Annotated in this window: 11 protein-coding genes; 6 read left to right on the top strand and 5 right to left on the bottom strand. The window is 70.5% G+C overall.

Translation table 11 applies throughout. From position 1 onward, the window contains the following. Positions 1-103 precede the first annotated feature (103 nt). Complete coding sequence (locus NQ038_RS11195; protein ID WP_257048263.1) at positions 104-1,354, bottom strand: AMP-binding protein; 1,251 nt, start codon at positions 1,352-1,354, stop codon at positions 104-106. Positions 1,355-1,391: 37 nt separating this feature from the next. Then, complete coding sequence (locus tag NQ038_RS11190) at positions 1,392-2,345, bottom strand: 1,4-dihydroxy-2-naphthoyl-CoA synthase (RefSeq protein ID WP_257048264.1); 954 nt, start codon at positions 2,343-2,345, stop codon at positions 1,392-1,394. Positions 2,346-2,407: 62 nt separating this feature from the next. On the opposite strand from NQ038_RS11190, the gene NQ038_RS11185 reads away from it, so the two are divergent. Further along, complete coding sequence (locus tag NQ038_RS11185) at positions 2,408-3,649, top strand: o-succinylbenzoate synthase (protein WP_257062591.1); 1,242 nt, start codon at positions 2,408-2,410, stop codon at positions 3,647-3,649. A 134-nt stretch (positions 3,650-3,783) separates the two neighbouring features. Here NQ038_RS11185 and NQ038_RS11180 read toward each other — a convergent pair whose 3' ends face one another. Continuing rightward, positions 3,784-4,797, bottom strand: a complete 1,014-nt coding sequence (locus NQ038_RS11180) for a CPBP family intramembrane glutamic endopeptidase (RefSeq protein WP_257062590.1) — start codon at positions 4,795-4,797, stop codon at positions 3,784-3,786. A gap of 34 nt (positions 4,798-4,831) precedes the next feature. Between NQ038_RS11180 and NQ038_RS11175 the strand changes: the two genes are divergently transcribed. After that, on the top strand, positions 4,832-6,604 hold the full coding sequence (locus NQ038_RS11175; protein ID WP_257062589.1) for a thiamine pyrophosphate-binding protein: 1,773 nt from the start codon (positions 4,832-4,834) through the stop codon (positions 6,602-6,604). Between the two features lie 11 nt (positions 6,605-6,615). Here the strand turns inward: NQ038_RS11175 and NQ038_RS11170 are convergent, their stop codons facing one another. Further along, entirely contained in the window at positions 6,616-8,058 is a 1,443-nt protein-coding gene (locus NQ038_RS11170) for an isochorismate synthase MenF (protein WP_257062588.1), read from the bottom strand. A gap of 162 nt (positions 8,059-8,220) precedes the next feature. Here NQ038_RS11170 and NQ038_RS11165 point away from each other — a divergent pair, with 162 nt between their 5' ends. From NQ038_RS11165 to NQ038_RS11155, 3 genes are read left to right on the top strand one after another with little or no spacing between them, the layout of a single operon-like run. Then, positions 8,221-8,997, top strand: a complete 777-nt coding sequence (locus NQ038_RS11165) for a demethylmenaquinone methyltransferase (RefSeq protein ID WP_257058281.1) — start codon at positions 8,221-8,223, stop codon at positions 8,995-8,997. Position 8,998: 1 nt separating this feature from the next. Next, a complete protein-coding gene (locus NQ038_RS11160; protein ID WP_257062587.1) occupies positions 8,999-10,324 on the top strand; it encodes a geranylgeranyl reductase family protein in 1,326 nt (441 codons plus the stop codon). A 23-nt stretch (positions 10,325-10,347) separates the two neighbouring features. Then, complete coding sequence (locus tag NQ038_RS11155; RefSeq protein WP_257058286.1) at positions 10,348-11,445, top strand: polyprenyl synthetase family protein; 1,098 nt, start codon at positions 10,348-10,350, stop codon at positions 11,443-11,445. A 53-nt stretch (positions 11,446-11,498) separates the two neighbouring features. Here NQ038_RS11155 and rarD read toward each other — a convergent pair whose 3' ends face one another. After that, entirely contained in the window at positions 11,499-12,470 is a 972-nt protein-coding gene (gene rarD / locus NQ038_RS11150) for an EamA family transporter RarD (RefSeq protein WP_257062586.1), read from the bottom strand. A 194-nt stretch (positions 12,471-12,664) separates the two neighbouring features. Between rarD and NQ038_RS11145 the strand changes: the two genes are divergently transcribed. Then, a complete protein-coding gene (locus tag NQ038_RS11145; RefSeq protein ID WP_257048278.1) occupies positions 12,665-14,095 on the top strand; it encodes an FAD-dependent oxidoreductase in 1,431 nt (476 codons plus the stop codon). Positions 14,096-14,155 lie beyond the last annotated feature (60 nt).

The following is a 14,155-nucleotide window of genomic DNA, read 5'->3' as shown; positions in this document are numbered from 1 at the left end:
GCCCCGGATCACACAGTCATGTGGTGATTCCCATGCGGTGATTCCGTGGGATCAGGCGGCTTGCGACTGGGCCACAGCGCACCACGCCGCGCGCCGGCGCGGTTCAGCCCAGGGCCCGCACGGCCAGTTCGCGGGCAGCCCGCCGATCCGGTTTGCCGATGCCCTTGGCCGGGATCGTCGTCACGGGCAGCACGAAGCGCGGTCGGTGGATCCCCGGGAACGAGGCGGGCAGCAGTTCTTTGAGTTCGGCTGCCAGGTCCGCTGCACGTGCCCCCTCGCCGGTCGCCGCGAAGGGGCCGGAGTCCGCGCGTAGCAGCGCGACCAGGGCCGCGCCCCACTCGGGGTCGGGCAGCCAGGTGAGCAGGACCTCGGCGACGCCGTGCGGTTCCAGGGCTGCCAACAGTGCGTTCTCCACAGCCAGGGGCGCGATGTTCTCCCCGCCGACCACGATGACGTCGTCGGCACGGCCCAACACGTCGAGCACCCCGTCGCTGATGCGGCCGAGGTCGCTGGTGGTGAAGGAGCGCGTGGCACCGGAGCCTGCGAACCCCGTGCCGGTATCCGGCAGGGCGCGCAGCAGTGCCGGAGCATCCTCCAAGCGCACATAGGAATCCGCCAGCACGGGCCCGGCCAAGACCACGCGCGACTGTGCGTCGATCGACATGTGGACGCCGTCGAAGGGCACGCCGTTGTAGACGCAGCCGCCGCCGGTCTCCGACATGCCGTAGGTGCGCACGATCCGCAGGCCCGCGGCCTCGGCGGCTGCCATCACGGAGGGCGCGACCGAGGCCCCGCCCAGCAGGATCGCATCGAACCTCCCCGCGGCCCGGGTCGCCGCCGTATCGCGCAGGATCCGCACCAATTGTGTGGGCACCAGGGAGGCGTAGAGGCGTGCGGCCTGGCCGGCCTCGGAGACCAGGCGGTCCACATCTGCGGTGAAGCCCGCGGCGTCGAAATGACCCAGTGAGACCAGGGGAGTGGTGCCGGCCATGAGCGAGCGCAGCAGCACCTGGGCGCCGGCGATGTGGTGCGGGGCCAGCGGCAGGTACCAGGTGCCCGGCCCGCCCAGTGCTGCCTCGGTCGCGCGGCCCGATACCTCGAGGGCCCTGGCGGACAGGGCCACGCCCTTGGGGTCACCCGTGGAACCGGAGGTGTAGACGACCAGGGCGGGCGGCGCCTGGTCCCCCCTGGCCGGGTCGGGGCGGAAGGCCTCAGGTGCCACCACGTGGACCTCGCCGGACCGGGATGCGGGTAAGACCACGGTGTGCCGGCCGGCCATGGCGCCGGCCAGCAATTCGCTCAGTTCGGCCGGGGTTGGGCGCAGGGTGCGGACGGGGTTCACTGTGCTGTTCATGCTGCTCTGTGGCTCGGACAATCCGGTGGGGTCCCGCTCAGTAGTACCAGGGGTAGGGCGACCAGTCGGGGTCGCGCTTTTCCAGGAAGGCGTCGCGGCCCTCGACCGCCTCGTCGGTCATATAGCCCAGGCGGGTGGCCTCGCCGGCGAAGACCTGCTGGCCCATCAGACCATCGTCGGCCAGGTTGAAGGCGAACTTGAGCATCCGCTGGGCGTTGGGGGACTTGCCCAGGATCTCGTGGGCCATGGTCAGGGCCGCGTTCTCCAGATCGGCGTGGTCGACGACCTCGTTGACCGCGCCCATGTCGGCCATGTCCTGCGCGGAGTAGGTGCGGCCCAGGAAGAAGATCTCACGGGCCTTCTTCTGGCCCACCATCTTCGCCAGGTAGGCGCTGCCGTAGCCGGCGTCGTAGCTGCCCACGTCCGCGTCTGTCTGCTTGAACTTCGCGTGTTCGCGGCTGGCGATGGTCATATCGCAGACCACGTGCAGGCTGTGCCCGCCGCCGGCCGCCCAGCCCGGTACCACCGCGATGACGACCTTGGGCATCATCCGGATGAGGCGCTGGACCTCCAGGATGTGCAGCCGGCCGGCGCGCGCCGGGTCGACCGATTCGGCGGTCTCGCCGGAGGCGTACTGGTAGCCCGAGCGCCCGCGGATCCGCTGGTCCCCGCCGGAGCAGAAGGCCCAGCCGCCGTCCTTGGGGCTGGGGCCGTTGCCGGTCAGCAGCACGCAGCCCACGTCCGAGGTCTGCCTGGCGTGGTCGAGCGCCCGGTACAGTTCGTCGACGGTGTGGGGCCGGAAGGCGTTGCGGACCTCGGGCCGGTCGAAGGCGATGCGCACGCAGCCGAAGTCGGAGCCGTCGGGGTTGAGCGCCCGATGGTAGGTGATGTCGGTGAAGTCGAAGCCCGCGACCTCCCGCCACTTGGTCGGATCGAAGATCTCGGATACCGATGCCGGGTTCTGTGCGGGGTCGGTCTGCGTCTCACTCATGGACTCAAGTCTAGTTCGGTGGACCTACGTCTAGTTCGGTCGGCGCGCACTAGGGTGGGGTCATGACCGATTCGCGCGTACCCCCAGTGCCGTCCTCCGTACCCGCTCCCGTCCATCCTGACCTGCCCGCGGACCCGCGCGAGCTGTTCGACGATATCCGCGTGGTCTGCCTGCCGATGGTTGCGAAGTTCCGCGGTATCACGGTGCGTGAGGCGATGCTGGTGCACGGTCCGGCCGGTTGGGCGGAGTTCTCGCCGTTCACCGAATACGACACCGCCGAGGCCTCCCGCTGGCTGGCCGCCACCGTCGAGTACGCGAGCTGTGACTACGCCGAGCTGGTGGGCGGTCCGGCTGCGGAATCGGCTGCGGTCCCGGCGCTGGACCCCGTGCCCGTCAACGGCACCGTGCCCGCCTGCCCTGCGGCGGACGTGCCGGGCATCCTGGCCCGTTACGACGGAGTGCGCACCGTCAAGATCAAGGTGGCAGAGCGCGGGGCCGCGACTCTGGCCGACGACCTGGCGCGGATCCGCGCGGTGATGGCCGCCGGGCCGCAGCTGCGCCTGCGCCTGGACGCCAACGGCCGTTACACCCCGGCCGAGGCGCAGCATGCCCTGCGCGCCTTCGCCGCACTGCCCGGCTTCACCGAACGGCTCGAATACATCGAACAGCCCGTGCTGGACACCGAGGACCTGGCCCGACTGCACGACTGGGTCGCCGCCGCCGGCCTGCCGCTGCGCCTGGCAGCCGACGAATCCATCCGCAAGGCCTCCGACCCACTGCGAGTCGCGCGGTTGGGGGCGGCCGACCAGATCATCGTCAAGGTCCAGCCGCTGGGCGGCATCCGGGCCGCGCGCGAGGTCGTCGCGGCCGCCGGCCTGCCCGCCACGGTCTCCAGTGCGCTGGACACCTCGGTCGGCCTGGCGGCCGGCGTCGCCCTGGCCGCCGCGCTGCGCGGGGGAGCGGGCTGCTCGGTCGCGGGTGCCGCCGGCTCCGGGCCTGCGTGCGGCCCCGGGCCTGCGTGCGGCCCCGGGCCTGCGTGCGGCGCGGGGCTGCCGGGCGGCGCGGGCGGTTGCACCGGGAGCGGGGCCTCGGCCCAGGAGGTGTGGGCCGCTGGCCTGGGCACCAGCTCGCTGTTCGCCCGCGACGTCGTCGACCCGCCGCTGCGCGCCCACGCCGGAGTCCTGTCGCCGGGTCGAATCAGCCCCGACCCCGCGGTCCTGGCCGCCCTGGCCGCCCCCGCCCCACGCACAGCCTGGTGGCTTGAGCGGCTGGACCGCTGCTGGGCCCACCTGTCACAAAGGTAGGAAGGTGTCATGAACTTCCGCTCGTGGGGCCCCGGGAGCGACCTTTTCCGACACCGACCTACTTGTGTGACACCCTTGTATGACACCTCGGCGCAGAGGTGGCGCGGTAGCAGCGGAATCCGGCTCGCCGGGGTCTAAGCGCGCGTGCGGCGCACCGGGCCCAGCAACATGCCCTGGTGCCGGGCCAGGGCCAGCAGCACGATGCCCGCGGCCAGGGCGACGACCAGCGTGACCACCGAGGCCTCGATGCCCATCGATCCGCCGGTCAGCCAGGCGGGCCCTGACCAGTGTGCTTCGAACAGGCCGGTGCGCTCGCCGGTGCCGGAGACGTTCGAGGAGAAGATCCCGCCCTGGACGAAGTTCCACGCCACGTGGATGCCGATCGCCAGCCACAGCCGGCGGGTCAGCAGATAGGCCGCACCCAGCAGGACGCCGGCCTCCAGCATGATGGCCACGGCGCCGAAGACCGATGCGCCGGGGTTGCTCAGATGCACCAGCCCGAACAGCACGGAGGTGATCGCCAGTGCGGCCCAACTGCCCAGCCAGGCGTCGAGGACGCGCAGCAGGAACCCGCGGAACAGGATTTCCTCCATGAAACCCGCACCGATCCCGATGGCTGCGGCGTAGAACAGGCCGTCCCACAGCGCAGGGCCGGTGGTGATGCCGGTGATCCGGTAGCCGCCGAACAGGGCGATCACACCGACGGAGACCCCCATCAGCACGAGTCCGGTGCCCAGGCCCGTGACGAATTCGATGAGGCGCTGGTGCTTGCCAAGGCCCAGGCCCGGATTGCGCGCGATGAAGCGCATGATGAGCAGATAGAACACGAAGGACAGGGCCGCGCCCACGACCATGCCGATGAGCATGTCGAGCCCGCCGAACACCGACATCCCGGATTCCGCCACATCGGCGGTGGAGCCATCGGGCCGGACCACCCGGACGGACGCGCCCGCGCCAGTGGCGGCGTCGATGGTGAGGCTCCCGCGCAGCAGGGCGGAGAAGAACGTGACGACACCGGCGACCAACTGGGCCGCGAAGAAGGCCACGATCCCCACGACGAGCTGCCAGACCCGGTGCGCGTCGCCCCGGAAGACGGAAGGGGTCCGTGGGGTCACTGACTCGGCATAGGGATTGGGCGGGTAGCTCATAGTTCCATCATAGTTCGGTGGAAAAATAGGGCCGATGAATGCTTCCACCGCCTCCGCTCGCGCCCTCGCCGTCGAACTGCTCCGCCTGGGCCTACGCCATGTCGTCATCTGCCCCGGCTCGCGCTCGGCTCCGCTGACCTACGCCTTCGCGGAACTGGCCAGGCAGGGGCTGGTGGAAACGAGCGTGCGGATCGACGAGCGCGATGCCGGCTTCCTGGCATTGGGCCTGGCCAAGGGCCTGCGGGCCGAGGGCTCGGGCGACGGGCTGGTCGCGGTGGTGACGACCTCGGGCACCGCCGTCGCGAATCTGCACCCGGCAGTGCTCGAGGCCTCCTACTCCCATGTCCCCCTGCTCCTGCTGACGGCCGACCGGCCCGCCCGGCTGCGCGCCACCGGGGCCAACCAGACGATCGACGATCAGTCGCGGGTGCTGACCGATGTGCGGGCGGGCATTGACGTGGAGGTCGGTGGCGACGCCCCGAACGCGGCCCGGGTGGCGGCCGAGGCGGCCCTGGGCTCCGGATTCGCCGGGACCGTGGCGGGTGGTTCGGTGGGGGAGCCCGCCGGCGGCGCGTTGGGCCCCGGCGCCCTGGCCGGCACACCCGGTCCGGTGCAGCTGAACATCCAGTTCGACGTCCCCCTGGTGCCCGAACGCGTGGACTTCCCCTGGACGCCCGCGGAATCAGAGGCCGCGCCCGTGCAGGCTCCGGCGCCGTTGGATCCCCGGCTGGGCGAGGCCCTGCACCGGCTGGACCCCACGAGCACCGTGGTGCTCGCCGGTGACGACTTCGGATTGGGCCAGCGGCGCGTGGGCGAACTGGCCACCCGCCTGGGCCTGCCCGTCCTGGCCGAACCGACTGCGCCCCTGTTCGTCCACCAGCATGCCGTGGCCCGCCATACCGAGGTGCTGGCGGGCGCGCCGACCCTGCGAACACGGATCGCCACGGTGGTGGTCGCGGGCAAACCCACGCTGTTCAGGCCCGATGCCAAGCTCCTCGCCGATCCCGCGGTGACCCTCGTCCACGTGCAGGCCGATCTGGACCGAGTGGACGACGCGGCCTGGGCTGAGTTGGCTCTGGGTCTGGGGGATGTGCGGGGTCCGGATGTGCCGAGCCCGGATGCGCCGGGCGCCGCACCCTGGCTCGCCGAATGGCTGGAGGCCGGGCGCGCGCTCGCCGCACAGGACGAAGGTGCCGGGCACGACTCGGCTGTAGCCGTTGGTTCGACTGCGGCCGGAGCGGGCGGCGCTGGTCAGCCCTCCGGCCCAGCGGCCCTCATCGCCCCGGTGCTGCGGGCCGAGGGCCATGTGCTGCTGGCCAGCTCATCGGTGGTCCGCTATGCCGACCGGATCACGGATCGGCACGCGCGGATCAGTGCGAGCCGCGGTCTGGCGGGCATCGACGGACTCGTGTCCACCGCCGTCGGCATGGCCAGGGTGCTGGCCGGGCCGAAGCCGGGTGCGGCCTCGGCCCCGGCCCCGGTCAGGCTGTTGATCGGGGATCTGGCGCTGCTCCACGACGCCGGCGGGCTGCTGCGGATGACGGGCGAGGCGCGCGCGAGTCTGCAGATCTTCGTCCTCAACGACGACGGCGGACGGATCTTCGCGGGCCTCGAACACGGGCAGGACTATCTGGCGCCCTACTTCGGTCCGTACTTCGCGACCCCGCACGGTCGGGGCTTTGCCCATCTGGCGGCCGAATACGACTGGCACTACGAGAGCCTGGACGGCCCCGCCGCAGTGTCCCGAGTAGTCGCCGAGGCCCGCCCCGGCCTCTACGAGATCCCCCTCCCACCCGTCCTGTCCTGACGGCTCGGGGATTACTCCAGGCCGAGGGCTTGGCGCATGGGCTTCATCTTGGCCCAGGTCTCGGCCAGTTCGGACTCCGGATCGGAATCGGGCATGATCCCGGCGCCGGCCCACAGCCGGATCCGGTCGCGGGCCTCGAGCTGTCCGCAGCGCAGGGCGATGCCCAACTGGCCGTTGCCGTAGCCGTCGATCCAGCCGATGGGACCTGCGAAGCGGCCCCGGTCGGCCGCCTCGGATTCCCGGATCACCCTGGTCGCCTGGTCCGTGGGCACCCCGCCCACCGCAGCGGTCGGATGCACGGCCGCCGCGACCTCGAGCGCCCATGGCCGGTCGGCCGCCCCGCCGGTCCCGGGGCCGGCTCCAGGGCCGAGGTCCCCGGCGCCACCGCGCACCCCGCCCGCAGCGGCGCTCCCCGCCGCCGGGACCCGGGTATCCAGCGTGCCACGGGCATCGCTGGCCAGGTGGATGACATTGCTCAGGGCCAGCAGGTGCGGTTCGGAATCCACCCGCAGATCCGAGCTCAGGGGTGTCAGGGACTGTTCGAGGGAGTGGATCGCATAGCGATGCTCCTGCGAGTCCTTGTGCGCGCCCAGCTGCTTGCGCGCTGCATCGAGCTCGGACTCCGGATCGTGCTGGACCCGGTAGGTCCCGGCCAGCACGCGGGAGGACACGACCCCGTCCTGCACGCCGATGAGCAGTTCGGGAGTCGCCCCCACCAGGCCCGCCACCGCATAGGTCCACGTCGACGGGAAGGCCCGGTTCAGCCGGCCCAATACCGCGCGCAGATCGATGTCGGCATCGGCCTGCACCACGGTGTCACGGGCCAGGACCACCTTCAGCAAATCGTCTGCGGGGTCGTCGGCGGCCGCGCGCAACCGGGCGGAGACCTCGCCGACGATCCTCCGGTACTTCCCCGCGGTGACCCGCCCGGCCGACAGCCTGGCCCCGCGTACCGGGGACAACCGGGCATCGGACAGCCGAAGGGGGCTGACGTCCTGGTCGGGATAGGTGATCTGCGTCAGCCAGACCCGGCCATCGCGCCGGCCCATCAGGAAAGTGGGCACGTCGATGACACTGGCGGTCCGCGAATCGTCGGCGAAGGCCAGAGAGCTGAAGCCCAGCAGGCCGGAGCCGGGCAACTGGACCGGATCGTCGACCTCCGCCGTACCCGCCAGCGCTCGCCAGGCCGCGGACAGTCGGGTGAAGCGGTCGGCCCCGGTGGCGCTCAGGCGCAGGGTCCGGCCGAAGCCCACCAGGCCGGAATGGCCCCTGACCCAGCAGGCCAGGGTGTCGGTGGGAAGTTTGGTCAGGAAGTCCTCGGGACTGGTGGGCAGGCCACTGGAGAAGGGCCGGGGCGCCTCCGGGTTGACGCCGTCGATGAACCACGAGCGCACGCGCAGGCTCGGCAGGCCGGAGGTTGTGGGGGCCGAAGTGTCCTCAAGATCGAAACGCATCACCCTTCAATGCTAAGCGGCCGGATGCCGGTTCGAGGCCGCGGCCGGGGACCGGTTTCCGGCCCCCGTCGGACACCGGTCCGCGGACCGGGTGAGCAAGGATACAGAGACGATCCCCGCCCCGGGTGGTCAGGTGGGCGCGCGGGCTGAGAAACTAGGCGTATGACTCGCGCGAACCTGGACAAGCAGAAGACCGACGTCGCATCGATGTTCGACGCCGTGGCCGAACGCTACGACCTGACCAACGATGCCATGACGTTCGGGATCTCGCGCTGGTGGCGCGTGGAGAACACCAAGGCCGTCGACCCGCAGCCCGGCGAGAAGATCCTCGACCTGGCCGCCGGCACGGGCTCATCCTCGGTGCCCTATGCCAGGGCGGGCGCGCAGGTGATCGCAGGTGACATCTCCGAGGGGATGCTGGAGGTGGGGCGGCGCCGCCACCCCGAAATCGAGTTCGTCTACGCCGATGCGCTCGACCTGCCCTTCGACGACGAGACCTTCGACGCGGTGACCATCACCTATGGCTTCCGCAATGTCCAGGACACCGCCACCGCCCTGTCCGAGATGTACCGGGTCCTCAAACCGGGCGGGCGCCTCATCGTCTCCGAGTTCTCCACCCCCACCTTCAAGCCCTTCGCCAAGTTCTACAAGGGCTACATCATGCGCGCCCTGCCGGCCGTCGCCAAGGCCGTCAGCTCCAGTCCCGACGCCTATGTCTACCTGGCCGAATCGATCCGCGCCTGGCCGGCCCAGGTGCCGCTGGCCCACCTGATCCGCGACGCCGGGTTCGACCGCGTGCAGTACCGCAACCTCACCGGCGGGATCGTCGCCCTGCACCGCGGTTACAAGCCGGCCGCCCCGGCACCGGCGACAGCAGCGCCCGAGGCCCCCGCCCGTGCGGAGGGCAACCCGGGTGCCGCCTCGGCGGGGGTCGCCTGAGGTGCAGACCGTCAGCGCCGATGTCATCGTCGTGGGCGCGGGACCGGCGGGCGCCTCGGCCGCGGCACACCTGGCTCGGGCCGGTCTGGACGTCGTCGTCCTGGAGAAGGCCCGGTTCCCGCGCGATAAGATCTGCGGCGATGCGCTGACCCCGCGGGCCGTGCACGAACTGGGCCTGCTGGGCCTGGACAAGTCGGACGAACCCGGCTGGCACCGCAACCGGGGCCTGCGGCTGATCGGCGGCGGACACCGCCTGGAGATCGACTGGCCCAGCGTCGCCGGCCTGCCGGATTATGGGCTGACGCGCCCGCGGATGAAGCTCGACGAGGACCTGGCCCGCCACGCGCAGGCCAGTGGTGCAACCCTGTACGAGAACACCATGGCCCTGCACCCGACCTTCGGCGCCGATGGCTGGGTCGACGGGATCCAGGCCACGGCGACCAATGACAAGGGTCGCAAGATCGGCCCAGAGACCCACTTCCGCGCGCCCGTTGTGTTGGCCGCGGACGGGGTGTCGGCGCGCACCGCCGTGCAGATGGGCAATGAGAAGCGCGAGGACCGGCCGATGGGCGTGGCCGTGCGCACCTACTACCGCACGCCGCGGTCGCAGGACGAGTTCATCGAGAGCTGGCTGGAACTGCGCCCGAAGGCCGAACCCGGCACTGCCCAGGCCGGCCGCGGCGACGGGCTGGGGGATCCGATGCCCGGCTACGGCTGGCTGTTCCCGATGGGCGATGGCACGGCGAACGTGGGGCTGGGCATCCTCGACACCTCGCCGATGTTCGGCAAAGTCGACTACCGCAAGGTGCTGCGCGACTGGATCGAGGCGATGGGCGCCGAATGGCAGATCGACGAGACCTGTACCACCGGGCCCGTGAAGTCCGCCGCCCTGCCCATGGCCTTCAACCGCACCCCGCACTTCGACCGCGGCGTGCTGCTGCTCGGTGATGCGGCCGGGATGGTCAACCCGTTCAACGGGGAGGGCATCGACTATGCGATGGAATCCGGCCGCCTGGCCGCCGAGGTCGTGGCCACCTACCAGCACTATCCCACCCCCGCGCGCCGGCGGGCACTGCACGGGTATGCGGAGTCGGTGCGCGGCGAATTGGGCTCCTATTTCACCCTGGGCCGGATTTTTGCTGAGATAATCGGTAAGCCGGAGCTGATGAATGTGGGGATCAAGTACGGTATGGGGAGCAGGGTCTTGATGAGATTCGTCGTCAAGCTGCTGGCGAACCTGTACAGTTCGCGGGCCAGTGAACGCGACCTCTACGACCATGTGATCTATGCGCTGAACCAGCTGGTGCCGGCGACGACGAACGACTGACGATGGGTACAACGGAACAGACTATGACCGAATCGGGCAACACCGGCACGCAGTCCCCTGCTACGGCGGCACAGGCTGGGACGACTCCTCCGGAGGCCGCGCCTGCTTCCCCCACGCCTGCGACCACGACCCAGGCGATCAGCATGGGGATGGGCGCAGTCGCGCTGGAACTGGCCGATTATCTGGAGCAGGTCGAGGACGTGCTCGGCGCTGCCGCCCGGCAGACCGATCCGCTGGTCGATGCGGCAGCCCACCACCTGATGAACGCCGGGGGCAAGCGGGCCCGGCCCATGCTGGTGTTGATGGCCGCGGGCCTGGGCGACCGGGATCGGCCCCAGGTCATCACCGCGGCGGCCGCGGTGGAACTGACCCACCTGGCCACGCTGTACCACGACGATGTGATGGACGAGGCCCCCGTGCGCCGCGGTGCGACCGCAGCCCAGCACGTGTGGGGTAATAACGTTGCCATTCTGACGGGCGACCTGTTGTTCGCCAAGGCGTCCCTGCTGTCGGCGGACCTCGGCCCGCGCGCGGTGGTGCTGCAGGCGGAGACCTTCGAGCGCCTGGTGCTCGGCCAGCTGCACGAGACCATCGGCCCGGTCGACGGGGCCGACCCGCTGCGCCACCACCTCGGCGTGCTGGCCGACAAGACCGGTTCGCTGATCGCCGCGGCCACGGAGTTCGGGCTGCTGGCCTCGGGTGCGCCCGAGGAGTACATTGCGCCGCTGCGCTCCTTCGGCGAGCGGGTGGGCGTGGCCTTCCAGCTGGCCGATGACATCATCGACCTGGACAGCGCGCCGGACCAGTCCGGCAAGACGCCGGGGACCGATCTGCGCGAGGGCGTGCCCACCCTGCCGATGCTCTATGTGCGGGCCGCGGCGGCCGCAGGGGACGCGGACGCGGTGCGCGTGGTGGAGCTGATGGACCGGGACCTGAGCAGCGACGAGGCCCTGGAAACCGCCAGGGTCGCGCTGGTCGCCCACCCCGCGATGGAACGGGCCCGGGCCGAGGCCCGTCGCTGGGTCACAGCGGCCCTGGACGATCTGGCGCCGCTGCCGGCCGGTGGGGTCAAGGACGATCTGATCGCCTTCGCCCATCAAGTCGTTAACCGCGTCGGCTGATCCGGCGGTGGCTCCACAAGTGCACCTGTGGAGCCACTCGGCAAGGCGCGGGCCTACCGGCGGCGGGAGGCGCGGAGCATGTCGACGGTGATGATGACGATCGCCACCCAGACGATGAAGAAGCCCGCCCAGCGCGCGGGATCCATGTGCTCGTGGAACACGGTCAGCGCGAAGATGAACTGCATGGTCGGGGCGATGTACTGCATCATCCCCACCCAGCTCAGCGGCACCCGGCTGGCCGCACCGGAGAACATGATGAGCGGGACCGCGGTGATGGGCCCCAGGAACACCATCGCCACGACCTGCCAGGGCCCGCCGGCGGTGAAGTGCGATCCGCTGGTGGCCAGGAGGAAGCCGATATAGGCCAGGGCGAACGGGGTGAGGACCATGGTCTCGATCGTGAACCCGGGCAGTGCCCCGACCTTGCCGCCCACCCGGTTCTTGATCAGGCCGTAGAGCCCGAAGGACACCGCAAGGCCCAGGCTCCACCAGGGCACGCGGCCGTAGGCCACCGTGATGACGACGACCGCTACCACCCCTACGGCCACGGCGACCCACTGCGCCGGGCGCAGGCGCTCGCGCAGGAACACCACGCCCAACAGGATCGACAGCAGCGGGTTGATGAAATAGCCCAGTGAGCTCTCCAGGACGTGGCCGGTGAGCACGGCGTAGATCATGATGGTCCAGTTCGCGCAGGCGAACAGCGAGGCCAGGGTCAGGGTGGAGAACAGCCTGCCGTTGCGGCAGATGGCCCAGACCTCGCGGAAGGTGCGGGTCAGCGCCAGCAGGATGACGCACAGGACGATCGACCAGACGACCCGGTGGGCCAGCACCTCCAGGCCACTGGCGGGTTTGGCCGCGTTGAACGCGAAGGGCATGAAGCCCCAGAGGAAGTACGCGCCACAGCCCAGGAACAGGCCAAGGCGCCGGTTGTCGCGGACATCGGCGGGGACCTCGGCCGGCGAGGGCGCGGGGGAGGGGGTGGCTGCAGCGGGGACTGGATCATTGGAAGCGGGAGTCGACACAGGGGGATTCTAGCCACCGTCCGCTGGGCGGGACGGAACTGCCCACCCACTGGGCCCGGACCTCGGCCGCCGGACTACTGCCACCGGACCGCAGCCGCGGGACAAAGTCACATGGCCTACTAAGGGGAACCCAACTAGAATGGTGGGGGCTGCCGGCGTGAACACCGGTGCCACACGACGACGAAAGAGGTTTTATGGATCGCCCGCTGCGCGTGGCCATCGTGGGTGCCGGCCCCGCCGGGATCTACGCCGCCGACATCCTGACGAAGGCGGAACGCGACTTCGATCTGAGCATCGACCTGTTCGAACGCCTGCCTGCCCCCTTCGGCCTGGTCCGCTACGGCGTCGCCCCCGACCATCCCAGGATCAAGGGCATCATCAATGCGCTGATCAAGGTGATGGACCGCGGTGACATCCGGCTGTTCTCGAATGTGGACTACGGCACGGACATCACGCTGGAGGACTTCCGCCACCTCTACGACGCCGTCATCTTCTCCACCGGCTCGATCGAGGACGCGCCCCTGGACATCCCCGGCATCGACCTGCCGCGCTCCTACGGCGCCGCCCGCTTCGTCAACTGGTACGACTCGCACCCGGACTACCCTCAGACCTGGCCGCTGGACGCCAAGCGCGTCGCGGTGATCGGCAACGGCAACGTCGCCCTCGACGTCGCCCGGATCCTGTCCAAACAGGCAGACGACCTGCTGAGCACGGAGATCCCCGCGCACGTCTACGAGGGACTGAAGGACTCGGCCGTGACCGATGTGCACGTGTTCGGCCGCCGTGGCCCGGCGCAGGTGAAGTTCACGCCGCTGGAGCTGCGCGAACTGGGCCATGTCAAGGACGTCGACATCGTCGTCTACCCCGAGGACTTCGAATTCGACGAGGGTTCGATGCAGGCCATCGGCTCGAACAATCAGACCAAGCAGGTCACGAAGACGCTCACGGACTTCACCCTGCGCGAGGAAACCGGCGCCAAGCGCCGCCTGCACCTGCACTTCCTCCAGGCACCGGTGGCCGTGCTCGGCGATGAGACCACCGGGGTGACCGGCCTGCGGGTGGAGCGCCAGCAGCTCGACGGCACCGGCGGCGTCAATGGCACGGGGGAGTTCATCGACTACGACATGGACGCGGTCTACCGTGCGGTCGGCTACTTCGGCACCGCTGTGGACCAGCTGCCCTTCGACCGGCACAAGGGCGTGGTGACGAACGTCGAGGGCCGCGTGGTCCAGGGCGATTCCCAGGCAGAGGCCGCGCAGGCCCCGGTGGAACCCGGACTGTACGCGACGGGTTGGATCAAGCGCGGGCCGGTCGGCCTGATCGGGCACACCAAGGGCGATGCCCTGGAGACCGTCACGCACCTGATCGAGGACTACCACGCCGGTTCCCTGCCCGCGCCCACGCATCCGGGCGAGGACGAGATCGTCAAGCTGCTCGAGGCCAAGGGCGTGGACTTCACGAACTGGGAGGGCTACCACCTGCTGGACGCCGCAGAGCGCGCCGCAGGCGAGCCCGAGGGCCGTGAGCGCATCAAGCTCGCCACCCGCGAGGCCATGATGGACGCCGCCCGCGCCGCCGTCCACGCGGGTTCCGGTTCCGAGGTCCCGCAGGGCGCCGCGGACTGATTGCGGACTGCCGAAGCACTGGCCGAGGCCGCGCCCGGGTGCCGCGATCGCAGCACCCGG

The organism is Brevibacterium sp. 50QC2O2 (assembly GCF_024580675.1).
Lineage (GTDB): Bacteria > Actinomycetota > Actinomycetes > Actinomycetales > Brevibacteriaceae > Brevibacterium > Brevibacterium moorei.
Note: the sequence above shows the minus strand (reverse complement) of the source record. Positions and strands in the feature narration are given on the sequence as shown.